The sequence below is a fragment of the Acinetobacter sp. 231_lipA genome (assembly GCF_058243005.1).
Genome location: NZ_JBZAYU010000001.1, coordinates 2,471,100 through 2,496,231 on the forward strand (window position 1 = coordinate 2,471,100; position 25,132 = coordinate 2,496,231).

The 25,132-nt window shown below is 41.5% G+C and carries 19 protein-coding genes; 9 read left to right on the forward strand and 10 right to left on the reverse strand.

Going from position 1 to position 25,132, the window contains the following annotated elements; genetic code table 11:
• Window positions 1–50: 50 nt before the first annotated feature.
• Window positions 51–2,111 carry a methionine--tRNA ligase gene (gene metG, locus AC4CUX_RS12135; protein WP_279045142.1) on the reverse strand — a complete coding sequence of 687 codons (2,061 nt, stop codon included), beginning with the start codon at window positions 2,109–2,111 and terminating at the stop codon, window positions 51–53.
• A 340-nt stretch (window positions 2,112–2,451) separates the two neighbouring features.
• On the opposite strand from metG, the gene AC4CUX_RS12140 reads away from it, so the two are divergent.
• Window positions 2,452–3,252, forward strand: coding sequence for a hypothetical protein (locus tag AC4CUX_RS12140; protein ID WP_279045144.1), 801 nt, complete (start codon window positions 2,452–2,454; stop codon window positions 3,250–3,252).
• A gap of 149 nt (window positions 3,253–3,401) precedes the next feature.
• Window positions 3,402–3,866 carry a hypothetical protein gene (locus AC4CUX_RS12145; RefSeq protein ID WP_004981189.1) on the forward strand — a complete coding sequence of 155 codons (465 nt, stop codon included), beginning with the start codon at window positions 3,402–3,404 and terminating at the stop codon, window positions 3,864–3,866.
• A gap of 43 nt (window positions 3,867–3,909) precedes the next feature.
• On the opposite strand, the gene AC4CUX_RS12150 is transcribed toward AC4CUX_RS12145, so the two are convergent.
• Window positions 3,910–4,239 (reverse strand): hypothetical protein, encoded by a 330-nt coding sequence (locus AC4CUX_RS12150; RefSeq protein ID WP_004694526.1) that lies wholly within the window; start codon window positions 4,237–4,239, stop codon window positions 3,910–3,912.
• Window positions 4,240–4,555: 316 nt separating this feature from the next.
• Here AC4CUX_RS12150 and apbC point away from each other — a divergent pair, with 316 nt between their 5' ends.
• Entirely contained in the window at window positions 4,556–5,833 is a 1,278-nt protein-coding gene (apbC, locus tag AC4CUX_RS12155) for an iron-sulfur cluster carrier protein ApbC (RefSeq protein WP_490792425.1), read from the forward strand.
• A 57-nt stretch (window positions 5,834–5,890) separates the two neighbouring features.
• On the opposite strand, the gene AC4CUX_RS12160 is transcribed toward apbC, so the two are convergent.
• The 4 genes from AC4CUX_RS12160 to AC4CUX_RS12175 form a co-directional block, all read right to left on the reverse strand.
• Window positions 5,891–7,903 (reverse strand): TRAP transporter permease, encoded by a 2,013-nt coding sequence (locus tag AC4CUX_RS12160; RefSeq protein ID WP_078425388.1) that lies wholly within the window; start codon window positions 7,901–7,903, stop codon window positions 5,891–5,893.
• Window positions 7,900–8,373 carry a DUF1850 domain-containing protein gene (locus AC4CUX_RS12165; protein WP_279045148.1) on the reverse strand — a complete coding sequence of 158 codons (474 nt, stop codon included), beginning with the start codon at window positions 8,371–8,373 and terminating at the stop codon, window positions 7,900–7,902. The genes AC4CUX_RS12160 and AC4CUX_RS12165 overlap by 4 nt, the downstream gene beginning before the upstream one ends.
• On the reverse strand, window positions 8,370–9,380 hold the full coding sequence (locus AC4CUX_RS12170; protein WP_279045149.1) for a TAXI family TRAP transporter solute-binding subunit: 1,011 nt from the start codon (window positions 9,378–9,380) through the stop codon (window positions 8,370–8,372). The genes AC4CUX_RS12165 and AC4CUX_RS12170 overlap by 4 nt, the downstream gene beginning before the upstream one ends.
• A 284-nt stretch (window positions 9,381–9,664) precedes the next feature.
• Window positions 9,665–10,693: an IS701 family transposase gene (locus AC4CUX_RS12175; RefSeq protein WP_007116247.1), complete on the reverse strand. Its 1,029-nt coding sequence runs from the start codon at window positions 10,691–10,693 to the stop codon at window positions 9,665–9,667.
• Window positions 10,694–10,847: 154 nt separating this feature from the next.
• Here AC4CUX_RS12175 and AC4CUX_RS12180 point away from each other — a divergent pair, with 154 nt between their 5' ends.
• The 6 genes from AC4CUX_RS12180 to AC4CUX_RS12205 all read left to right on the forward strand — a co-directional run bounded on the left by AC4CUX_RS12180 (window position 10,848) and on the right by AC4CUX_RS12205 (window position 18,180).
• Window positions 10,848–11,441, forward strand: a complete 594-nt coding sequence (locus AC4CUX_RS12180; protein WP_279045471.1) for a LysE family translocator — start codon at window positions 10,848–10,850, stop codon at window positions 11,439–11,441.
• Window positions 11,442–11,554: 113 nt separating this feature from the next.
• The gene (dcd, locus tag AC4CUX_RS12185) at window positions 11,555–12,124 is read left to right on the forward strand and encodes a dCTP deaminase (RefSeq protein WP_004694514.1); all 570 of its coding nucleotides are present in this window, start codon (window positions 11,555–11,557) and stop codon (window positions 12,122–12,124) included.
• Window positions 12,125–12,361: 237 nt separating this feature from the next.
• Complete coding sequence (locus AC4CUX_RS12190) at window positions 12,362–13,804, forward strand: hypothetical protein (protein WP_490792426.1); 1,443 nt, start codon at window positions 12,362–12,364, stop codon at window positions 13,802–13,804.
• 9 nt (window positions 13,805–13,813) lie between these two features.
• Window positions 13,814–14,497, forward strand: coding sequence for a hypothetical protein (locus tag AC4CUX_RS12195; RefSeq protein ID WP_114837864.1), 684 nt, complete (start codon window positions 13,814–13,816; stop codon window positions 14,495–14,497).
• 26 nt (window positions 14,498–14,523) lie between these two features.
• A complete protein-coding gene (locus AC4CUX_RS12200) occupies window positions 14,524–16,809 on the forward strand; it encodes a DUF6160 family protein (protein ID WP_490792427.1) in 2,286 nt (761 codons plus the stop codon).
• A gap of 24 nt (window positions 16,810–16,833) precedes the next feature.
• A complete protein-coding gene (locus tag AC4CUX_RS12205) occupies window positions 16,834–18,180 on the forward strand; it encodes a hypothetical protein (protein ID WP_490792428.1) in 1,347 nt (448 codons plus the stop codon).
• 58 nt (window positions 18,181–18,238) lie between these two features.
• Here the strand turns inward: AC4CUX_RS12205 and AC4CUX_RS12210 are convergent, their stop codons facing one another.
• From AC4CUX_RS12210 to AC4CUX_RS12225, 4 genes are all read right to left on the reverse strand, one after another.
• Window positions 18,239–19,957 carry a proline--tRNA ligase gene (locus AC4CUX_RS12210; RefSeq protein ID WP_490792429.1) on the reverse strand — a complete coding sequence of 573 codons (1,719 nt, stop codon included), beginning with the start codon at window positions 19,955–19,957 and terminating at the stop codon, window positions 18,239–18,241.
• Window positions 19,958–20,052: 95 nt separating this feature from the next.
• Entirely contained in the window at window positions 20,053–23,157 is a 3,105-nt protein-coding gene (locus tag AC4CUX_RS12215) for an efflux RND transporter permease subunit (protein WP_490792430.1), read from the reverse strand.
• 21 nt (window positions 23,158–23,178) lie between these two features.
• Window positions 23,179–24,306, reverse strand: a complete 1,128-nt coding sequence (locus AC4CUX_RS12220) for an efflux RND transporter periplasmic adaptor subunit (protein WP_490792431.1) — start codon at window positions 24,304–24,306, stop codon at window positions 23,179–23,181.
• A gap of 57 nt (window positions 24,307–24,363) precedes the next feature.
• Window positions 24,364–25,002 (reverse strand): hypothetical protein, encoded by a 639-nt coding sequence (locus tag AC4CUX_RS12225; protein ID WP_490792432.1) that lies wholly within the window; start codon window positions 25,000–25,002, stop codon window positions 24,364–24,366.
• Window positions 25,003–25,132 lie beyond the last annotated feature (130 nt).

Consider the following 25,132-nt stretch of genomic DNA (forward strand, 5'->3'; position numbering starts at 1 on the left):
TTAAAAAAGCCCCTACAACGTAGAGGCTTTTTTCATCTAAGATCTAAATCTTAAGACACTTTATCACCAGCTTTAGCACCAGATTCAGGTGAAATCACCCAAACACCTTCGCCATTACCCGCAGCTAAAACCATACCGTTTGAAATACCAAAACGCATCTTACGCGGTGCAAGGTTAGCGACCATCACCACCAATTTACCTTTAAGGTCTTCTGGTTGGTAGAACTCACGAATACCGCTAAACACGTTACGTGGTTCAGCTTCACCGACATTTAAAGTTAACTGAAGCAGTTTGTCCGAACCTTCTACCATTGCAGCTTCCAAAACTTCAGCGACACGTAGGTCAACTTTCATAAAGTCTTCAATGCCAATGATCTCTGCTTCACCTACTTTAGGTTCAACTTTCGCAGGTGCAGTTTTTTTCTCTTTCTTTTTCTCAACTTTTACAGGTTCAGCCGCAGCCGCTAAAGAGTCTTTAGATGCATCGACCATTGCAGCAACTGCTTTCGGGTCTACACGTTGCATTAACGGTTGGAACAATGCAATTTCATGATCCACCAATGCCGTTTGAGCAGAAGCAAAGTCAAAGCGGTCTAGTTTTAAGAACTCTTGCACTTGAGCCGCTAAAGTCGGAAGTACAGGCGCAAGGTACACAGCCAATTGACGGAAGAGGTTAATACCGACAGAACATACATCGTGTACTTGTTGCTCTTCGCCTTCAACTTTCGCTAAAGCCCAAGGTTTTTTCTCATCGATATATTGGTTGGCTTTGTCTGCAAGCGCCATGATTTCACGAATCGCAGCAGAGAACTCACGTGCTTCATAGGCTTTCGCAATTGAGTCGCCTGCATCAATAAAGCTTTGTACCAATTCAGGCTCTGCACAAGTTGCTGATAATTTATGATCAAACTTGGTGTTGATGAATTTTGCACAACGGCTGGCAATGTTGACCACTTTACCAATCAAATCTGAGTTTACCTTTTGAACGAAATCATCCAAGTTTAAGTCAGAGTCTTCAACTTTATCAGACAGTTTAGACGCGAAGTAGTAACGTAAATATTCAGGGTTTAAGTGTTCTAAATACGTTTCAGCTTTGATGAATGTCCCGCGAGACTTCGACATCTTCTGACCATTTACAGTCAAGAAACCATTAACGAATAAACCTGATGGCGTACGGTAGTTTGCACCTTCTAGCATTGCAGGCCAGAACAGGGCATGGAAGTAAACGATGTCTTTACCAATGAAGTGATAGACTTCTTTGTCAGAGTCTTTCTTCCAAAAGTCGTCAAAACTTAAATCAGGACGTTTAGCTTTAATGTAGTTTTCAAAACTCGACATATAACCAATTGGTGCGTCTACCCAAACATAGAAATATTTGTTTGGCGCATCTGGAATTTCAAAACCGAAATACGGCGCATCACGTGAAATATCCCAATCGGATAGACCCGCTTCAAACCATTCATCCAGTTTGTTGGCAATTGAGACAGGTAAGCGACCTTGGTCACGCGTCCATTTTTGCAAATATTCTGAGAAATTCGGCAGTTTAAAGAAGTAATGATCTGAAGATTTTTCTACAGGCGTCGCACCACTCAAAGTCGATTTCGGATTTAAAAGCTCAGTCGCATTGTATGTTGTCCCGCAGACTTCACACGCGTCGCCATATTGATCTTCCGATTTACATTTCGGACACGTGCCTTTAATGAAACGATCCGATAAGAACATGCCTTTTTCAGGGTCAAAAAGCTGGTTGACAGGACGGATTGCAATATTACCTGCTTCACGGTTTTTCACATAAATTTCAGAGGCACGAGAGCGGTTTTCATCGCTATGGGTTGAATCATAATGGTCGAAATGCACACCGAAACCGTCAAAATCACGGATGTGTTCTTTTTGTACATTGGCGATCTGATCTTCAGGTGAAATACCATTGGCTTCGGCACGTAGCATGATGGCTGTACCGTGAGCATCATCCGCACATACATAAGTCACATCGTGTCCCATTGCACGCATGGCACGAACCCAAATATCTGCTTGGATATAACCGAGTAAGTGTCCCATATGGATGGGGCCATTGGCGTATGGTAGGGCGTTAGTGACTAAAATATTACGCACGGATATGACTCTCTCATTCGTATTTTATATAAGGTCAACGATTTTACCTTAGATAGCCGCGACTTGCACAAGTGAATCGGTGAAAAGTTTTCAAATGAGACTAAAGCCCATAGGAATTGATCGCTAGATTGAGCATCCATCGCTAATTTGAGCAAAATACTGAAAAAATCATGGGAAATGCATGGTCTAAAGCAGCTTGTTCATCTTTTAATGAAAGATTGAAGGGATTGTTCAGAACTCAAGTCATGGAGCTTAAAACTAATGCATATTTTCTCTATATTCATGCGCCATTAACAGCGATAATACGTACATTCAGCCCGTTTTTAAGAGTATGCCGTCCATGATCGATGATGATTTTGATTTCGACCAACCCGTGACCCGAATTCCGCAAAATCCACAAGCGACTAAACTACTGGGCAATCGACTTTTACAACAAGCTGAACAATATCTTGCTTCAATGGGTAGTCAAGCTCATGCACAATTGGTTGAGTCGCTCCGTCAGCTCGAGTCTGAAGACCCGTACTTTGCAATAATGGCCGATCAGCTTGAGTATGAAAGTGATGAACCAATGGCCAATGACGTGCTCAATTTGTTGTTTTTCTGGCAAACGGCCAATGAAAAAGAAGCTGATATGACTAAGTTTCAGCTGCCTAATTTAATCCAAACAGACTATTTTCAAGCGACTTTGCTTGACGCTTACGACGCGATGGATTTGGGGGCATTCCAAGCCCAACGCCGCAGCGTGATTGAAGAAACCTTAAAACTGTATCAACAGCAGTGTTATGCAGGTTGTATTACGGTTCTTTATGGTCAAATTGAAGGAATTTTGACTGATGCGTTGATTGAGCATGGTTATTTACAGCAAAATCAAACCAAGTTTGTCGATGTCTATAAAATTGTACCAGGCTTGAAAGGCCATGAAGTCAAAAGCCTATGGCATAAAGTCAAAATTGCCAGTGAAATCAATCCGTATTTTCTGAGCCTTGAAGCCTTGAAAATGGATGCGAGTTCAAGTGTCACTGCCAGCCGTCATAATATGGTACACGGTGCAGATGTGACCCATTTCACTCAAGCCCGCAGTTTCATTCTGTTTATTTGGTTGTTTGCAGTCATCAGTTTTATCAGTACTTTAAAGCGTTAGTTTCTTCCGTGTAGTGGTACAGGATGGCGTTTAAATTGCTGCATCCTGTACAGCTATTGTTTCCAAATGATGCAAATGAGGTCAGCACTTAAAAAGCAAGGTATAACTCTGAGTTAAGCAAAATTTTAAATACGAAAGAGGGTTGTAACATGACGAATGACAATAAACTCGATGATTTAAAAACCAAAGCGACTGAGTTGGGTGAAGACTTGAAGTTGAAAGCTCAAGCGGCAAAACTCGAAGGCGAGAAAGTGCTGGAAGATGTCAAACATCAGGCTACAGAAGCCAAGCTTGATGCTGAAAAGCAGCTGACTGACTTAAAGCAGAACGCAGCAGAAAGTAAAGCCGAAGGCGATGCAGCTTTTGAGCAAAAGTTGGAGTCTGCACAAGCCAAAGCCGAGCATGCGAAACAAGTCGCACAGGAGAAATTGGATCACTTTAAAGTTGAAGCAGGGCATAAACTGGATGAGGCGAAACTTAAAGCCACTGAGTTAAAGCATGAGGCTGAAATTAAACTGGAAGAATTTAAGGTGCAAGCCACTGAAAAGTTTGACGAGTTGAAAAAGAAAGCCACAGAAACACTGCAAAAGTTTAAAAAAGACGACCAAGCTTAATCCGTCCGAAACCGCGAATGTCGGCCTTAAATGTTCGCTAATACTATGGCGTAGACTGTGTACTGAGTGCAGGGTCTGCGTCCAAGTTAAACCACATGATGCTCTGAATTTGATTGTTTACGGTGCGGATGGTGTAACGATAGTTTGCAATTTCATATACATATACCGTTTCAAGTGGGCTATTCGGTGCACTGCTGATTGGGGTAGAGGACATAGAAATCGGCGATAAATCGATTTTTTTCTGCATGTCTTGAACTTGATCACCGATAGTCACCGTTTGACCCGCAGGGGTTTTAAATGAATTGGTTGACGTGTCTGCAAAACTAAAGCTAGATATGGTGCAAGCCAAAACAACCACGGCCCAAAGTTTCATTTTTTTCTCCCCAAATCGCGTCAAGATAGAACAATAGAATATAGATATTTTGCTATGCAATAACATCACCTTAAATGGGGAGATTGGATTGTACTTACAATTCTTTACGTTAAAATAGGATCCAATTCACCGATTTTATTTTTTTAGTTAGCTTAAGCGACTAAGCTTCGCCCTTTGATATTCAGCGTATAAAACCAACTAAAAAGCTAGGAATACTAAATTTCATGGCATAATCCATAAATACTGAACTTAACCTAAGTTCGTTTTGTGGTTAAACTATAGCATTCAGCTGAATACTCGAATTTGGAGTACATATATGTCGTGGCTTTCTTCTCTTAAATCAGTTTTTTCTCCTGCGCAGGAGGTAAAGGAAGAAGAAATCCAAACAGTACTGCAAAACTATATCTTGCCCAATTCAAACCATGCGTTGAAAGACCGCATTACTCAAGTGAATGTGCAGGGCAATATTCTGCAAATTACCATCAATACTTTTCCTGCCGAAGCCGATGATTTACAAAAGATTCATGATGATTTGGCGGTTGCGCTTGAAGCATGCGGTATCAAAGAATTAAACATGCATGTGATTCAACAAAAAACGGGACATAAAGAAAAGTCCGGTGGCTGTGGACATCAGCATGCTGAAGGTGAAAGCTGTTCAAGCCAAGCAAAAGAGGCTGCACCGAAAAGCAATTTACCCCCAGTGGTTGATGCTTCAGGCTCAGCACCCAAAGCAGTTGCACAACCCGTTGAAACTGATCCAAACAATCCACCGATTCAAAAAGCAGCGCCACAACAACGTGATGTGCCGAAGCATTCGCGTATTCAAAATGTGATTTTGGTGTCCTCGGGCAAGGGGGGCGTGGGCAAATCCACTACCACGGTAAACCTTGCACTTGCTTTGCAAAAGCTAGGCTTAAAAGTTGGTGTCTTAGATGCGGACATTTACGGTCCAAGTATTCCGACCATGTTGGGCAATGCGGGCAAAACGCCGATGATTGAAGCGGAAAATTTTGTACCCTTAGATGCCTATGGTTTGGCAGTGTTATCGATTGGGCATTTAACAGGTGATCATAATACTCCTGTGGCTTGGCGTGGGCCGAAAGCGACAGGGGCATTGATGCAGTTGTTCAATCAAACCTTATGGCCTGATTTAGATGTGTTGATGATTGATATGCCACCAGGTACAGGCGATATTCAGTTGACCCTTGCGCAGCGTATTCCTGTGACAGGTGCGGTGATTGTAACCACACCGCAAAATGTGGCACTTATGGATGCGACCAAAGGCATTGAGCTATTTAATCGCGTACACATTCCAGTCATGGGTGTAGTGGAAAATATGTCGACCCATATTTGCTCAAATTGTGGATTTGAAGAGCAAATTTTTGGTACAGGCGGCGGTGATCAACTGTCGGAGCAATATGCTATTCCTCTGTTGGGACGTTTACCTTTAAATGTACAAATACGTGAAAATGCGGATGCGGGCAAGCCTTCTGTTTTAGTGGAAGACAGTGCAGCAGACAGCTATATGCAAATTGCTGAAAAAATTGCAGCCGCACTGCCTCAGGCTGAAAAAGACCAGACCCGTATTTTCTAAATCAGCCATAAATGAAAAAAAGCCCAACACATTAAGCTGGGCTTTTTTTTTGCTTTTTTAGGACAGTGAATAGGACTGATTTTGTTTTTTGGCTTGCATAATATTAATGCTGATGGCGATCACCACCATCACAATCCCAATAATATCAGTCACAGTTTCAGGGATAATCATACATAAAGCACCTGCACCTAAGAAAATTCGCCAGAACCAGTTCAAACCAACTTTAAAGTAACCTTCAACTGCAGCACCCAGCGCCAAAATACCGACTACTGAGGTAAAGACAATACTCACAATAGTTGTCCATGCAGGAAAAGCAAATTCACGTGCGTTGACTGCGACATTGGCTGTATCAATCATCAGCATGGCAGGGTTATAGACGAACAGGAACGGGACAATGAAACCCGCTAAAGAAAGTTTCAAGGCTTGGAAGCCCGTACGCATTGGGTCGCCCCCTGCGATTCCCGCACCTGCAAAGGCGGCTAAGGCGACAGGGGGAGTAATATTGGCAAAAAGACCAAAGTAGAACACAAACATATGCGCCACCAGCGTGGGAATATCAAAGTTTGCCAAAGCAGGTGCAGCCATAGTCGCGGTAATGATATAGGCTGGAATCGAAGGAAGTCCCATACCTAAAATCATCGATGCAATCATGGTAAAGAACAGCGTTAAAAATAGGCTGCCTGCACCGATGCTCATAATCGAGGAGGTCATGACAGAGCCAAAGCTGGTCAGGCTCACTACACCAATAATAATCCCCACCACAGCACAGGCTGCCATGACTGAAAGGGATTGTTTTGCACCATCGGCGAGCGCTTCTAATATTTCTTTGAAGCCCATACGGGTCGATTTTCGGAAACTCGCTACAATCACAGTTAAGACAATGGTGTAGACCGCGGCATAACTGACAGGAATGGATTGAAAGAGGAAAAATACCAAAGCCACGATCGGAATAAGCAAGTGCCCTCGCTGCTTTAGTACATCTTTAACCCGTGGCAAATCCGCTTTCGGTACACCTTTTAAATTGTCTTTACCAGCACGGAAATGAACCTGCGCCATCACGCCTAAATAGTACAGCAAAGCTGGAAGGGTGGCTGCAAGGGCAATGGTGCCATAACTGACACCCGTGGTTTCAGCCATAATGAAGGCACTGGCTCCCATCACAGGGGGTAAAATTTGTCCACCTACAGAAGCGCTGGCTTCAACAGCACCTGCAAAATTTTTGTGGTAGCCAATTTTTTTCATCAGGGGAATGGTGAATGAACCAGTACCTACGACATTGGCCACCGCTGTGCCATTAATACTGCCCATAAATCCACTGGAAATGACAGCAACTTTTGCAGGGCCACCTTGTTTATGTCCCGCAAGTGCCATCGCAAGATCATTAAACAATTTGCCCATGCCTGATTTCGCCAGGAAAGCACCAAACAAAATAAACAGAAAAATGAAAGTGACTGAAGCACCGATTGCGGAAGAATAAAGTCCTTCGGTTTTTAAATACATTTGCCCGAAAATATCACTAATACTATATGGACGCGTCAATAAACGATCAGGGACCCAGTCATAGTGGCTAAAAAACGGGTAAGACAGAAAAGCTAAACCTAAAATAGGCAGCATCCATCCCATAACCCGCCGAGCGCCTTCAACCACCAGCACCACGGCTAAAATGGCAAAAACAATATCTAAAGTGTTTGGAATACCCCCACGCGTGGTCATAATGGCTTGATATTCTTTCCAAAGGTATAAAAAGGTTGCTAAAGAGGCTAAGGCAAGTAACCAATCCAACCAAGGGATGCTTTGTCGTGAACTGGACTGACGCGCAGGATAAAGTAGAAAGATCAAAACCAAACCAATAGCGACATGGGCGGAACGTTGAATCAGTTCGGGTAGTGGATTAAAGGTAATAAATAAATGAAATAAGGAATAGAAAATAGCAATCGCCGCTATGAACCATGCCACAGATTTGTTGCTTGGGGAACGAGTCACTGACTCACGATCAAATTTTTCTAAAATGGCTTGTTGTTGCTGCTCATCTAATTGTTCCGGGACAACTTTTTCTTCATTTTGAGTCATCGGCATTCTCCGATCTGCCATGCTTTCCACAAGGGCTGTTGTTGTGCTGTAATTTGCACCAAGGTGTAATCTGGATATTGTTGAAAAATGGGCCAGACGCTCTGGTGAATGATGATACTGCCTTGCATATTCTTGGAAATGATCCAGTTGATTTGATCAATGCGCCGATTAACTTTCATTCTGACCATACCGTCTTTTTGAAAGATGATGGGGTAGTCATTCGGTGTGCCTGCACCGAAAGAAATCAGGTCGGTGTAGCGCAATATAAAGTGCTGTTGCTCCTGTTGATAGTTTTCAATCCAACGGGTTTTTTCAACTGAATGTTTCCACTGCAAACTAAATTGTGCTGTTGAAATTCGGCACTGCATTTGAGCAACAGTTACTTCGCTATAGCGAACAGGTAAGAACAACAGCCCGCATAAACCGAGTAGAAAAAGTGCAGTAATCACTGCACCTTTTTTCAGCTTCATTTTTTCGCTGCGAGTTCGTCGTAATAACGCTTAGCCCCAGGGTGTAGCGGAGCAACCACGCCTTTTTGAGCCGTTTCCAGATTAATTTCTGTCGCTGCCTGATGTGAGTTGGCCAATTGTCCTAAACTATCAAAGAAGGTTTTGGTCAGTTTATAGACATCATCTTCAGAAAGATCGGAACGTACCACTAAAGCGTTCATAATGGCCGCAGTTGGAATATCTTCTGCATTACCATAAGTGCCTTTCGGAATATTCAGAGATAGGAAATAAGTTTGGTTTTTGGCGATTTGTTTCACTTTCGCCGGATCAATCCCGACCAGTTGTAAATCGAAACCTTGTTGCAGTTCCATCAAGGATGAGTTGGGGATACCACTGGTTAAGAATGCAGCATCAATTTTTCCACCCTTTAAAGCATCCGCGGCTTCAGCATAGCCTAGATAGTCGACCTTCACGTCATTGTAAGTAATACCAAAACCATTTAAGAGGGTGCGCGCATTAACTTCAACCCCTGAGTTTTGGGCACCGACAGCAATACGCTTACCTTTTAAGTCTTCAAGCTTTTTAATGCCTGATTTTTTTGATGCCACAATTTGCACATAGTTGGGGTAAAGTGCCGCCACTTGTTGGACATTATCAATTTTCCCACTGGCAAAACTACCTGTGCCATTCAGTGCTTCGGTTAAGCTGTCACTCATGACAAAAGCCATTTCAACTTTTTTCTGTTTGAGTAAGTTAAGATTTTCTACCGATGCGCCTGTGGTTTGGGTTTTTGAATTTACACCGTAGGTTTTATTATAAATTTCAGCCAAACTGGTGCCAATCACGTTATACGGCCCAGATGCACCACCTGTCGCTATGTTGACAAATTTACTTTGGAGTTTGTCGGATGCTTGTGCACTGGTTTCAGTTTGAGCATCGCCTGAAGTTGCGGTTTTATTGTCACTTGAGCATGCTCCTAGACCCGCAAGTGCAATTGAAAGTAGCGTGAGTTGAGTCCATTTTTTCATATACTTTTCCTCGTTTTATTATCTTCAAAGCCATTCACTTGGCTCTTTTATCCTTGACTTTGCGTGATCAGATTGATGAATAAAAATACGCATGTTTTAAAAAGTAACTGATTAAAAATCATTTGAATAGTTTTTTTTCATTAGGCATGTCTATTTGATTTATAAAATCATTGATTTGAAAAAAGAATAAAGCATGTGGCGTCATTTTTATGAATGCTAGATTGGGTAAGGGTCTTATACGGTATTTATGTTAAGTATTGAATGAAAATAGGACTTACGCACTATTATTTATAGATTCTCTGTGGTAGCAGATGATTTTTATCGAGAATAAAGTCATCAATGAAGTTTTTGATAACTGGTCTAAATAATTTCTTCTGCCAACGATATACATTTTCAAAGATCCGCTCAAACTGGTTCTTTTGTATCTCGACGTAGGCCATCAAGGCTGAAAAAATATGATTCAAAATCAGTTTAGATCGTCTTACTTGAAACTTTTCAATATGACAAACCTGTTTAATCACCCGGTGATATTGCTCTATTTTCCAATGACTTGAATGTAATTCATGAAAACCCTCAAAGGACAATAAATCATCTTCATCTTGATGCACAATATAAAACCTCTGCTGTTCTTTTAACTGAGTCTTAAATAATTGTACAAAGCCAAAATCTTTGAGCCAGACCACTTGACCCTGATGGAAATTTGGCAATAAACGCAGTTGAAACCATTGTCCTTTTTCTGGGGAAACCTTACGGTTACAGTCGATACCAAACATAAATCGAATACCATATTTTCTTATGGTTTTTAGATTTCCAGTCGATGAATACCAACTATCACCTGTAATAAATTGAATCTTTGCACCCCAACTGAGTACTTCACTTAACATATCCATAAAGTAATCATTCTTGGTTTTACTTTCAGATTTGTCATAAATTCGGAAATTAATTGGAATATTTTGACCATTCTGATCTGTCGCATACAAGGTAATGAGATTAATACCCTTGACGGATCGGTGGTGTTTGCCTGACCAAAAATAGCTAACCAAGTCCATATGTTGACTATAGGGTTTATCTAAAACAGTATCATCAATACTGACTATAAGTTTATTATTATCAATATGTTGAATTGCTTCTTGATATAGGTCGTGAGGTGTGTAGTCTTCACGTTCTAGAAAGCGATTTACACTATCATGCGAGATGTTATAAGTCTCGGCAAGTTGTGTGCAGCTAATAGAGTTCGGTTCTGTCATGAGAAAGCCCATATAAATGGGTAATGTACAAGTTGCTGTAGAAGCATGTTTAATTCGTCTGATCACAGATACTTTATAAAGTATTTTAATACTTTTTTGAATCCGTCAATGCGTAAGTCCTAGAAAATTAAAAAAACTGTTATCACGGTTCACTAAATTTGATTGCTTTCAGCAAGGCAAGTCATTACGCTTATAGCTATGTATATGTGGGTCTGTGAATATGGTCACTTGGTTTTTTATTGGTTTAGTGATAACCATTCTTTTAACTCCAGGACCGACCAATACCTTACTTGCCTCTTCGGGCATTCAAGTCGGTATTCGTAAATCTTTGCGTCTCATTCCAGCAGAAGCTTTTGGCTATCTCATTTCAATCACGGCATGGGGCTTCCTTATTGGAAAAGTGTCCGTACACTTGCCTTTATTGCCGACTATTTTAAAACTGTTCAGCGCAAGCTATATCATTTATTTGGCCATCAAATTATGGCGTACAGCCGATGCTGAAGTGAGTTTTAATCAACCGACTATTCGGGCGCGTGAACTATTTTTGGCAACATTATTGAACCCTAAAGCATTATTGTTTTCTTCAGCCATTTTCCCAACCATTGCGTGGACAAAACTGGATTATTATCTGTCACATATGTCGCTGTTTTTGGTGTTAATTGTTCCAATTGCTTTCTTTTGGACTTTTATCGGGTCAATTTTAGCGAGCAATAAAATTCGCTGGCTGAACCAATCTAACCTGCAAAAAACAGCGTCGCTGGTCTTGATGAGTTTTTCGATTCCACTGAGCTATTCTGCGATTTTAAGTTTTTAATTTAGTAATTAAAGACAGAAATTTTGCGAACTTAAACGCGCTTATTTTCATTGAAAGCGATTTCAGTTAAAGTACAACGCAATTATTGAAATTAAGCTTTTTGGAAAGAATAAATGGCTATTAAGTCCGATCGTTGGATTCGCGAAATGAGCGAAAAACACGGCATGATCGAACCGTATGCAGAAAACCAAGTTCGTTTAGATGAAAATGGTCAAAAACTCATTTCTTATGGCGTGTCGAGCTATGGTTATGATGTTCGTTGTGCACGTGAGTTTAAAGTTTTTACCAATGTTCACTCGGCAATTGTCGATCCAAAAAACTTTGATGATAAAAGTTTTATCGACATTGAAGCTGATGTTTGTATTATTCCGCCGAACTCATTTGCTTTAGCACGTACCGTTGAGTATTTCCGTATTCCACGTAATGTGTTGACTGTGTGTTTGGGTAAATCGACCTATGCACGTTGCGGTATTATCGTAAACGTCACACCACTTGAGCCTGAGTGGGAAGGTCATGTTACTTTAGAGTTCTCGAACACAACCAATCTTCCTGCACGTATTTATGCAGGTGAGGGTGTTGCACAAATGTTGTTCTTCGAATCTGACGAAGTGTGTGAAACATCGTATAAAGACCGTGGTGGTAAGTACCAAGGTCAAACAGGTGTGACTTTACCGAAGACCTAAGTTTTTGATATTAAAAAAAGCGGATCATTGATCCGCTTTTTTTATGGCAATTCATTCATCGGAAAATAAATATTATCGGACAGTTGGTTTTGCATTTGTGCTGAGTTTCAGCATAATCAATTGTGAATTAGAGTGCTTTGGTTGACGCAAATAAAAATTATAGTGCGCAGAGTAAAATGCCAAGCAAAGGATGTAGTACATAAAGATGCGGAGCATCGAATAATAAGGATGGTCGAGATGACGAATCGTATATATCCCGCAGGATTGAAAAAATCCTGTTTAGCTAGTCTTGTCGGACTCATGCTTGCGCAGCCTACATTTGCCCTTGAGTCACTTTCCGATGAATATCTAGCGGATACTACAGGTGAAGGCATTGCGTTACTTCCTGAAAACTTCAAGATGGTGTTTCAAGGGGCTAATGATCTCTCCACGGCTTCTAGTTATAACCGTGGCGTGGCCAATCCACAACAATACGACACGGGCTTTATTCGTATTATTCCTGTGGGTGAGAACTACTCCAAATATACCAATGCCGATGATCTGACCACGAAACGAACCAAAGCGGACATCTTTATTTATGGTTTAGCACTTTCACGGTCTGATAATAATGCCAATAGTCGTTTCAGCAATCAGGGCTTTACATGGGGAAACGATGTTAACCCTTGGTTATTTCGCGCTGGCACAGCCACGGGGATTAAACAGTTTCATCAAGCGAATGCAAGTTCAGATGTGAGTTTTCTAGGGCTGGAAGCCCCTTTAGCGACCGTTCTAGCCAGTGACGCAGATAATAATATTAAATTAGGTTTATGGTGGGATGCTTTTTCACGAAGTTGGAATTCCCAAAATAAAGTGGACCCTATCACTGGTGCGCCAACAACAACCAACGCGGCAGCAGATCTTGATTTAAATTTAAATCAAAGAATACGTTTACAGGCCGTTGCCAATGGGTTGAGTTTAAATGGCTCACAGGTGCGTATGTTTCAAACTCAAGCATCTACCTTAGACCAGAAAAATAAAACCTTTGGGATGGCAGCCTTACTTCGGATCAATACCAATGATGATCCATCTGGATTGGTCTATGCCAACGATGACGCAAATAAAGCGCTATTGAATGCTAAAGTCCTTCGTCTGAGCACAGCTGCGACCAACGACGGTACGGCAGTCACACCTGCACTAGATCGTTCATTGGCTCCAATTTTTGATGCCAGCGAGGGACTTTATTTATACAGCCCAAATATTAACTTGGTCTTGGGTAATATGTATCAGCCTTTTGTTGTAGGTTCGGAAGGACGCAATATTATTCTCGAAGTCACGCGTATTCCGAATGTGCCTGAGATTTATAAGCAGATTTATACCTACTACCCAGATGTACAGGGTGGAAACAATGCTGACTATAAAGGATCAACATGTAATGTGGCCTATTGTGGTTCGAATTTTGTTCAAACGGGGGCAGGGAGTACTGCGATTCAATACCAAGGAAATAACGCAACACATAGCAGTATTTCGATTGGTAGCGTGACACGAGATCCGACCACCAATACGCTTAAAGCCAATACGGCAACACAGTCAACTGGTGTGGTATTCCGCGGGATTGGAACAGCAGTTCCTGTAAATTTAGGGTCAGTTGCTATAGATGGTGTATTGATCCAACACTTAAAAATTAAGACCACAGGGTTATAGGATACTGACATGATGAAAAAATTATGTGTAACCATGTTGATGTCGGTATCCATGTTGTCTCAAGCGGGTTTGGTAGATTTGGATAATAAGGAACTGGTCGGTGTGACTGGACAGGGCGGTGCAGATTTGAGCTTAACCCTATCGATCAACCACCAATATGCCAATGATATGAGTTTAAATACGATCTCTAGGATCAATGGTGTAGATGCAAATGGGCGAGCTATTGTCACTGAAGCCTATTATCAAATGCGTGCAAATCAAGATTGCGCTTTATTAGAACTGTGTCGTATCGCTATTTCTCCAAATAATCATAAGGAAAATGGGCAACGAAAATGGCTGGTTTTCAAGCAGTTCCAAGGCACCATGCAAATTGATAAATTTTCGCTGGAAGGTACCACAATTCTGAATAAAGAAGGTAAGCCACAAACTGCGATGATGTTAAAGTTTTTCGATGATAAACCCCTTAAAATTAGAAACTTAGGTTTTGCCAGCCTTTCAGTAGAAAGTGGTGAAAATGGATATTTCAATACCTCAACGTATAACAGTTATGGTACGAGTAAAACTGTACCCACTTTTGATAAAGGTCAGGAACAAGGTTTTATGGGCTTAAATGTTCACGGAAACTTACATCTGGATGGAAATCTAAAAATCTTTAGCTATAACTGTTCGGGCACTGCGGGTAGCCGCTGTTAGACATATAGTTTCAAAAGGATATTGAGATGCATAAAATAATAAAACTAAACCTTCTGACACTGTGTATTTGTGCAGCGAATCAAAGTTATGCATTACAAGCTTTGAATGATCAGATTTTAAGTGATGTAACGGGTCAAGATGGTATTTCAATTACCCATGAAGCTTCAAAAGTTGAAATTAAACAATTGAATTGGGTCGATCCTGCGGAAGTCGGAAAAACACCGATAAAACTGGGTTTGCATAATATTGAAATGAAAACGGCAACTGGTTATAACAACATTAAAACCAAACTCGATTTTGATGTGGGAACAACACAATTAGCCAATGGTACGCAAGGGGTCGGCATTCAGCTCTCTGCCAGTGTGTCACCTTTTACCGCAACGGCTGCCCAAATCATGCTGATGTGTTCACCAAATTGTGCAACGGGTGAAACGGATCAAAATTTAGGAAGTATTAAGCTTTCAACTATTTCACCTTTTGAAGTGTACTTAGCAACGACGAATGGTCTGTTTAACCGTGACTCAAAGGTGCATTTAGATTTTAAATTGCAGAATGCTAGTATTAGTTATGGACAAAATAATCAAGATTTAACCTTAAAAGATTTCAACTTCAATTTATCTGCTGATGGATATCTCTATATCGATGAAACGGAAGGTGTAGTTCTCACCTCAAAGGGTAGTGTTGGCGATAATATTGTTGTTTTAGGTCGAGTGGAAGATAAGACAGATGTACATGACAGCCGTGTAGGCAATGCCACAAATCCGGGGTTAAACGTTGATTTACGTTATGGCTCAGCAAACTCGACTCATCGAAACTTAATTCGGATAGGGGCATCAGGTGCTTTAACCAATGGCAAGATCGCATTAAATGCTGACCAGACTGGTGTTGCTAAGTTTAATACGGTCAACCGTGTTAACGGTAATGTTCAAGAAAATGAGGTGGTTGCATCTGCAGGTTATGGTTTTAAGAATGCTGGCGGCTTACATTTAAATGTATCGGCTGACTTTACCCGTGCAGGGAATAGTTTGCTTGGTGCTAGCACACCAACAACGTTTGAATTAGGACACACTGGTACAGGCAGTTACGCCATCGAGTTTTCAAATTTATCACCGCTCAATGTACGTACTTCCACTGACCCCAATTCAGCAATAAACAGTCAAAATGCCTATATTGATTTTGGCCAGATTTATATCAATAACATTCGCACCAACTCAATGGGTTTTGTAGTCAATGACCAAATTAAGACGATATTGGGTGCGCAAAACTATGAGTTGATTTATAACCCATCACCAACGGGCAATGCTTCAAATATGGCTTTTATTGCTGTACGTGGACTCGATTTTCAAGCCATTGCAGGTAAAGCTCGCTTTATTTCAGATAATTCTATTGCGGTAAACAATACTAACGAAGGGACATGGGGCTTAGGTATTCCAATTTATAACCTAAATGCCAATGCAGCATTTTTTGCCAAGAAATATACCAATACCGCTGGAACAGTGAAGGATGGGTTGGGTTATGACATCGCAGTATCAACTGATGGTTATGGTGAAGATAGTCAAGGCAACCCTAAAACAACGTCTATTATCGTCATTGATGGTGCGATGAGTAAGCATGGCGAAGAAGTTAACTACTATACAGGCTTACGTAATATTGATTCATATTTTAAAGCCAATGGTGTGATTGGTTTTAATGAAAATGAAATCTATATCAAAGCCGATAGCTTATTGTTTGCTGCCAATGCGGAAATCGCAATCGGGCAGCTTCCGGGTGCACTATATAATTGTCCAGCAGGGGTAAATAGTTGTGCCAAAGAAGTCGTACCGATTAATAACTTTGCCAAAAAAGATGATGTTCTCGCATCGATTGCTTTTATGTTGGATGGTAAAGGTGAACTCTTTATTATTCCAGGGCTTGAGGCTGTAGGCGGGACACCACAAAGCAACTATTTGTCATTTAAATCCAATTTTGAGTTTAATACGTTGAGTAGCACAGACCTGAGTAATGAAAGTAAAAAAGGAAGTTTTATTAGTTTAAGTAACACCGATAGCAATGGAACAACAACAAAAACCTCAAGTTTTAACTTAAACAAAATGCAAGGTCACTTAGGTTTGAATGGAAAAATTCATATGCAAAAGGACTCAGTTGTCATAGACAATCAAGTGCAATTTAACCATAAGGCATTAGCAGGTGGACAAGGAACTGCCTTTAGAACGGAAGTTGCATTGTCTCCAACGGGTACCATGCAGAAGGTTGCAGATATTGCCATTACGGGTGGGGCTATGCGTAGCACATTAGGTATTACGCCGCGCTAAAAAGAATGACAAGGAATAAATAAAATGAATAAGTCTTTAATTTCAATTCTAATCACAGCAACATTAGGCTTGAGTCAAAGTTATGCGATGACCGCTTTAAATGACGAGGAGTTGTCAGAAGTTGAAGGTCAATCTTTGATGAACCTAGAGTTCCAGCAGGGGACAAATACAACCGATGCACAAGGGAAAACATATAACCAATCAAACATTGGTTTTTATAAGCTGGCCCTAAGTGCAGAATTGGAACTGAATGCCAATATTAAAAGGCTCCAACTCGGATGTGGCGGTGAAAACAATGCGATTCGTGCCAACAGTTGTGATATCGATCATATTTCTTTAAGTGGACTACCTGATGATGCGAACTATACATCGGATCAGCGTGCAGCAACTTCGGCATTAATCACAAATCCATTTATTCAGTTTGCGATTAAAAATCCGACTTCAGCTGCAACACGTGAGGTGTTAGGCTTTCGTGTGAGTGCTGAAAAGATTAAAGGCTTGATGACATTAGGTACCAATAATGATGTAGATGCAAATAATAATGCGATACCCAATGGAATTAATACCTTTAGTGGATATATGAAAACCAAAACTGCATCTGGTACTGCAGTGACAGCAGCTCGTAGCATGACCTTTGCGGATACAGGATTAACTATGAATGGTATTGTGCAAGGGCGATTACTCGGAAGTAGTTCTGGGACAACTTGTGTAGGTGGTTTTTTAGACCCTTGTTATGATATTTCATATACGTCTGATACTTATAATTTAAATCTATCTTCAACTACAGCGCCTTTTACGATTAATTCGACAGTTGTGTCGGGGACTCGAATGAAGGATGTAACTTTAAAAGGGACGGGTACTGTTGGGCAAATTGATTTTAGTGGACAATTAACAGCTAAAGTACTCGGTTTTTTAAACTTAGATAAACAGGTGTCCGGCAATATTACTGGGCTTAAAACAGATATCACTGTGAACCAAAGTTTAGGCTTAATTCATGCACTGTATTTAAACAACCCAGCATCATTATCCTTGCAGTCCCAAGATATTCTATGGACGGGTGCTGCGGTTGGTGCGAATAAAGGTTGGTGGCTGGCAATGGAAGATGAAGTCGAACTGGGTAGCTTAAGCCCAACGACCAAAGTGGCAATTACCAATGAAGTCTTAAAACAAACCATTGCGGGTATTAATAAAGATCTAACGGACAATCCTCGAAATTGCGGTAATCTTTTAACAGGATGTGTCGGTGGTTCTGCCTTAGTTGTTGGGAATGTTCCAATGAATACGACGACTTTGGATTTTCCACTGACTAATTTAAGCTTACAAGGGCAAAACTTTCGATCGAACTGCTATGGTGGTTTAAAATTCTGCTAGATACGTGATCGAATAAAAAATCCCGCGATATACGCGGGATTTTTTATTCTAAAATGAATTATTTTGCAATTTTCGCCAACAACTCTTCTTTAGAAATATTTACAGATTCAGCATCACGACGGCCTTTATATTCAAAAGTACCAGCATCTAAGCCTTTCTCACCAATCACAATACGGTGAGGAATCCCAGTAAGCTCAAGGTCTGAGAATTTCACGCCTGGACGTTCGTTACGATCATCCAGTAAAACATCATAACCTGCTGTCGTAAGTTCAGCATACAGTGCTTCAGCTGCTTCTAAAGTACGTGGAGACTTATGTGCATTCATAGGCACAATGGCAACTTCAAACGGTGCAATTGCCATAGGCCAAATAATGCCTTTTTCGTCAAAGTTTTGCTCAATTGCAGAGGCAACTACACGTGTTACACCAATACCGTAACAACCCATGGTTACAGTAAATGGCTTACCATCTTCACCTAAAACTTTACAACCCAAAGCTTCTGAATACTTTTGACCGAGTTGGAAAATATGCCCAACTTCGATACCACGTTTAATTTGCAGCGTACCTTTACCGTCTGGAGACGGATCACCCTCAACCACATTACGTAAGTCATAAACTTCGGTGAACTGTGCATCACGTTCCCAGTTTAGACCAGTCACGTGTTTATCAACCTCATTTGCACCCGCAACAAAGTCAGACAGTACCGATGCAGCACGGTCGACAATGACCGTTAAGCCTTTTTCTACCAAGCCTTGTGGTCCGCAGAAACCAGCGGTTAAACCCAGTGCAGCAAGTTGTTCTTCTGTTGCAAAAGTTAATGGTGATGCAATGCTTGGATGCTTCTCCGCTTTAATTTCATTCAGCTCATGATCGCCACGTAAAAACAATGCCACTACCGGTGTTGCTTGGCCTTCTTCGGTTGCAATACCTTGCACTAACAAAGCTTTTACAGAGTGTGCAGGATCAGATTTTAAGAAGTTAGAGACATCTGCAATGGTTTTTTGATTTGGTGTATCGACCACTTCTAAAGCTTTGGTTGGCGCTGCACGTTCACCGACTAAAACAGCCTCAGCCATTTCAATATTTGCCGCATAGTCAGATTCAGTCGAGAAGGCGATATCATCTTCACCACTTGATGCTAACACGTGGAATTCATGTGAGCCTGAACCACCAATTGAACCTGTATCGGCTTGTACTGGACGGAAATCTAAACCTAAACGGCTAAAGATTTTGCAGTACGCGCCGTACATGATGTCATAGGTTTCTTGCAGTGATTCTTGGTTTGCGTGGAAAGAATAAGCATCTTTCATAATAAATTCACGTGAACGCATTACACCGAAACGTGGACGAATTTCATCACGGAATTTGGTTTGTACTTGATAGAAGTTTGCAGGCAATTGTTTATAGCTTTTGAGTTCATTGCGCGCAAGATCGGTAATGACTTCTTCGTGGGTAGGACCAAGTACGAAAGGGTTGCCATGGCGGTCTTTGAAACGAAGCAATTCAGGGCCGTATTGGACATAGCGACCAGATTCTTCCCATAAAGACGCTGGCTGAGTTACGGGCATCAGGACTTCTAGTGAACCCGCATTGTTCATTTCTTCATGAACGATCGCTGCAACTTTATTTAATACGCGAACGCCCATCGGCAGCCAAGTATATAAACCTGAAGCCAATTTACGAATCATCCCAGCACGTAGCATTAGTTGATGTGAAATCACTTCTGCGTCATTTGGGGTTTCTCTTAACGTTGCAAATAAAAAGCGACTCGCGCGCATGGAAACTGTCCTAAAATTTTAAACTTTGAAAGTCAAAGATTATACGATAAAAAATGAGGAGGCATGTCGACACCACCTCAGAAAAATGTCGATTATTATGACATGATTTTACGTACTTGACGCAGCATAAAGTTCTTAAAGTCATCTAAATAGGTGAAGATCACAGGAACCACCACTAAGGTCAGCAGTGTCGATGTAATGACACCGCCGATCACTGCATGTGCCATCGGTGCGCTTTGTTCACCTCCTTCACCTAGTCCTAAAGCCAGAGGTACCATGCCCATTACCATAGCGCTAGTAGTCATCAAAATAGGTCGTAAGCGTGTTTTACCCGCATCAATAATCGCTTGATAACGATCAACGCCGTGATCCATGGTTTTTTTAATGAAATCGATCAATAGAATTGCATTCTTGGTCACCAGACCCATCAACATGATAATACCGATAATAGAAAACAAGTTCATGGTGGAGTTAAATAAGAAGAGCGCTAAAAACACCCCAATCAATGATAGTGGCAGGGAAGCCATAATCGCCGCAGGGTGAATAAAACTATTAAACTGCGAACCTAGCACAATATAAATAAACACAATCGATAAGGTGATTGCGGTCATGGCATAACCTGCAGATTCAGCCATGTCTTTGTTTGAACCTTGCGTGTCAAAGCTATAACCTGCAGGAAGATCAAAGTTGTCTTCAATTTTTTTAATATCTACCCCAATATCGCCTGCAGGACGACCTGCGGTGTTGGCTTCGACTAAGACCTCCCTTGCTAGATCACGACGATTAATCTGCGATGCCCCCAGACTTTGCTCTAAATGCGCAACACTAGAAAGGGGAATCAATACAGCTTGACCATTGGCATCCGTTTTTTGCGATGTGAGGTAAAGGTTTTGTACATCACTAGGTAAGCTACGCGCATTTTCAGTTAAGCGTAGGTTAACGTCATAAGTTTCGCCTTTGTTGTCTTGCCATGTGGTGACATCATCCCCTGCAATCAGTGGGCGAATGACATTGGCAATTTGGTTGACCGATAGGCCCAAATCGCTGGCTAAGACCCGATTAATATGCACGCCTAAAGTCGGTTTAGGGGCTTTAAGTGAGCTTTCTAAGTCGACAATGCCTTTGACTTGCGCAATTTCTGTCATAAAGCGGTCTGATATTTTTTGCAATTCGGCTAAGTCTGGACCTTTGATAGAAATCATCACGGGTTTTTGTCCGCCCGATACCGTTTCATCTGCGGAGGCAATTGAGGTCACAGTAATGCCACCCACTTGTTGCAGGCGTTGGCGGAATTCATTGTTTAAGTCGGTTAAGCTTTTCTTGCGTTCTGTACGTGGTGTAACGGTTACGCGAATATTGACATGGTTTTTACCACGATCTGTAACGCCATTAATCACTGCATAAGTTGCTCGAACGTCAGGGTGCTGCTGAATAATTTTATCGACTTGCAGCAGTTTGGCTTGTGAATATTCCAAAGAGGCGTCGACAGGTGTTTCGAACTTAATCCGAATCTCACCTTTATCTGGAACAGGGACAAACTCTGTTCCAATCAGTTTAGATAAGCCTAATGCACCGAACAGTGAAGCCACAGCAATCATGAGGGTGATGAGTCGGAAGCGCAGAGCAAGCTTGAGTAGTTTCTCATAGCCATGGCTGAGATTATCTAGTTTGCCAGAAATCCAATTGAAGAAACGTTTGACTCGATTGGGTGGTTTATGTGGATTATGCTGTTCAGCCCAATGTGCAGATAGCATTGGATCTAAAGTAAAGCTGACGAACATGGAGATCAGCACAGCAGTACTGACGGTTACGCCAAACTGATAGAAAAAGCGACCGATAATACCGCCCATAAATGCCACAGGTAAGAACACCGCAACAATGGTTAAGGTGGTGGCTAAAACAGCGAGTCCAATTTCTTTGGTCCCATCAAGGGCTGCTGTGACGGGGTCTTTGCCCATGTCTGCATGTCGCACAATATTTTCACGGACCACAATCGCATCATCAATCAGTAGACCAATACTGAGTGATAATGCCAGTAAGGTCATCATATTGATGCTAAAGCCAAAGATCCAAATAACCGTCAGAGTGCCAAGGAGAGCAATCGGCAAGGTCATGCCTGTAATGGCAGTGGAACGGAATGAGCCTAAAAACAACAGGACAATCAAAACGGCAAGTGCTGCACCTTCAATAATGGTACGTGCAACATCGGTGATGCTGTTACGAATGCCTTTGGATGAATCCACCACGACTTTTGCGGTGATGCCTTCAGGCAACTGTTTTTGGATATCTGCTAAGGTCTCATAAACACCGTCGACCACGTCAATCACATTTGAATCGGAACTGCGTAAAATATCAATCGCAACCGCAGTTTGACCATCTAAATAGGCACTCGACTCAAGTTCGGCTTGGCTGTCTGAAATGCTTGCAACTTGGCGCAAATAAATCGGTACACCATTTTTATTGGCAATCACCAAATCGCCGAAGGCTAAAGGATGAATCACTTTAGACTTAATTTCGACCACAAGTTCACTGTTACCATATTTCAACGTTCCACCCGGAACCTCGACATTTTCAGCTTTTAACGTGTTGATGATCTGATCAATACCAATCCCAAAACTTTGTAATTTTTCGGGTTCAATCTGTATGCGAATTTGTCGCTTGGCATCACCCAATAAGTTGACTGTCCCGACACCAGAAACGGTTCTAAACTGTGGAACGATGCGCTGGTCCAAATAAGAACTGAGCGCTTTCAGTGACATGTTTTGTGATTCAAATACAATCGACATCACGGCATTGGCAGAAGGATCGTAACGTTCAACAATTGGGTCTTGAATTTCGTCTCGAAACTCAGCGGTGACCGGTGCAATTTTATCGCGAACATCTTGCGCGGCTATAGCGGAAGAAACATCGAGATCAAATTCAGCAATAATGGTCGATAAGCCTTCGCTAGACTGAGAAATGACCTGCTTTAAACCTGAAATGGTATTGATTTGATCTTCCATTTTCTTGGTGATTTCAGATTCCACCGTTTCAGGTGATGCCCCTGGATAGGTGGTATAAACCACCACGAAGGGGAAATCGACATCAGGAAACTCCTCAACCCCCATTCTTTGCCAAGAGGCTAAGCCCAAAACCATCAGACAGAACATCATCATGATGGTAAAAACAGGATATTTCACACTAATACGGGTTAACCACATAGCAACAACCTTTTCTTATTTTTATGGATTGATTGTCACCATTTGATGCAAATCTTTTTCATTAAACTTTATACGACTAATCTGGTCGCCAGTTTGTAGTCCCTGTACCACAGCGCTGTTATTGCTATAGCGTTGTTCCAATACTTTTATATGAACACGTTCAATTTTATTGTGGCGAATCACCCAAACATAAGGCATATTTTGTATATCTTGAATGGTATCAAGCGGGATAATTTGCCCTGTAATGGACTGTGAACCAAGTATGTCGCCCTCCACAAAGGTCCCGATACTCAATGAATTAATACTTTCAATTGGCTGAGCAAAGAACTCAATTTGACGGCTCGCGGGGTCTGCAACTGGAGAAATACGATTAAGCTTGGCTGTCCGTTTTTGGGGATTGCCTTGCAGCCGATATTCAATTTTTTCTCCCAAGCTTAAAGCGGCTTGTAGATCACTTGGAATTTTGGCCTGTATTTCTAAATGATTCGGGTCAATGATTTCAAATAGAGTTTGTCCTGCGGATACTGTTTGCCCAGGTTCAACCAGACGTTGAGTAATAACCCCTGAAATAGGGCTTAAAATAGTGCCATCGCGATCCGCTTTTTCCGCAATATCAACATTGGCTTGTTGCGCACGAACATTTTCTAATTGAGCTTGATATTCCACAAGGCTTTGTTCATATTCCACTTTAGAAATAAAGCCCTGATCGAGTAAACGTTTTTTTCTTTGAACCATGCTTTTTGCAAGATTGGCTTGGGCTTGGGTTGAAGCAAGATTGGCTTGAGCCTGAGCGAGACGTGCAGCATTATCTTGATTGTTCAATCGAACCAGTACTTGGCCTTTTTGAACGGTTTGTCCAACTTGAACAGAGACAGCGGTGGCTGTCGCTGTCACTTGAGCCTGAATGGAACTCTGATTGACGGCTCGAATAGTGCCGGTAAAGGCGGTACGTTGGATAGAAGGCCCTTCTTGGAACTGGACTAAGTCTTGTGCTATCAGCTCGATTTTAGCTGTAGACGAAGTAGGAGCTGTGGCCTCGTCTTGTTTTTGGCAGGCAGAGAGGAGTAAGCACAAACACAGCGGACTGAGTTTTAAAATAGGGAGCACTTGGCGGCTTAATTTGTTTTTTATACGTAGTGCAGCCTGCATTGAGTCAAATCCTTTGGTCTAGCGGCGAAAGTCAGCACACTGTAAATAAGACGCAGATTATTCAAGTGTTTTTAAACGAGCAATAATTCTGTCGTATTCAGCCTTGGTATTACGATAGTGACTTTGTAACGATTGTATTTGCTCTTTTTTCATCACAATATTTTTGGAATTATAATCAATCATATCTTGAAGCGGTTTCGGATTGCTTTTACCTTTACGCATGTTCTCTTTTTCTTGGCGCAAGAATCCAATACGATCATTCTGTAATTGTTTTAATTCATCTTGCTGGAACTTAATCTGTTTTAAGATATAGGAAAGGGCAGTATTGCGTTTTTGAGTGGCGACTTGGGTGTTGGTATAAGCGCGTTTTAATTTAAGATCTGACTCGCGTTGCTTGGCCGCAGCTGCGCGTTGTGGCGCATATTGCGCATCTTTTTCTGCGTTGTATGGACGAGCCCGTTGAATCACTTGCATGTTGCTATCGAGTGCTTCATAACCATAACGAATATGGTTGGGGGTGACACTACTACTGACGTTCGCGATGCCTTTACTGTCGTAATATCGATACCAGACCGCTTTAGGTGGATCGGCCATAATCGAGATGGTTTGCAAACTTAGCAAAGCCAGCAAAATGACTTTCGCAGTCATCCTTTTTTTCACGATCAAAGCAAGTTTGTGATTAAACTCCCTAAGCATCGATACCCCCAGTTTAAAGTTGACTAAATTACTTATTTACAAGCAATAAATAGTGCTATATTAGTCCTAAATTTAGGAATAAAAAATATAATCAGTCAAAAAAAAATCGACGGGTATAGGAAAGTGTGAA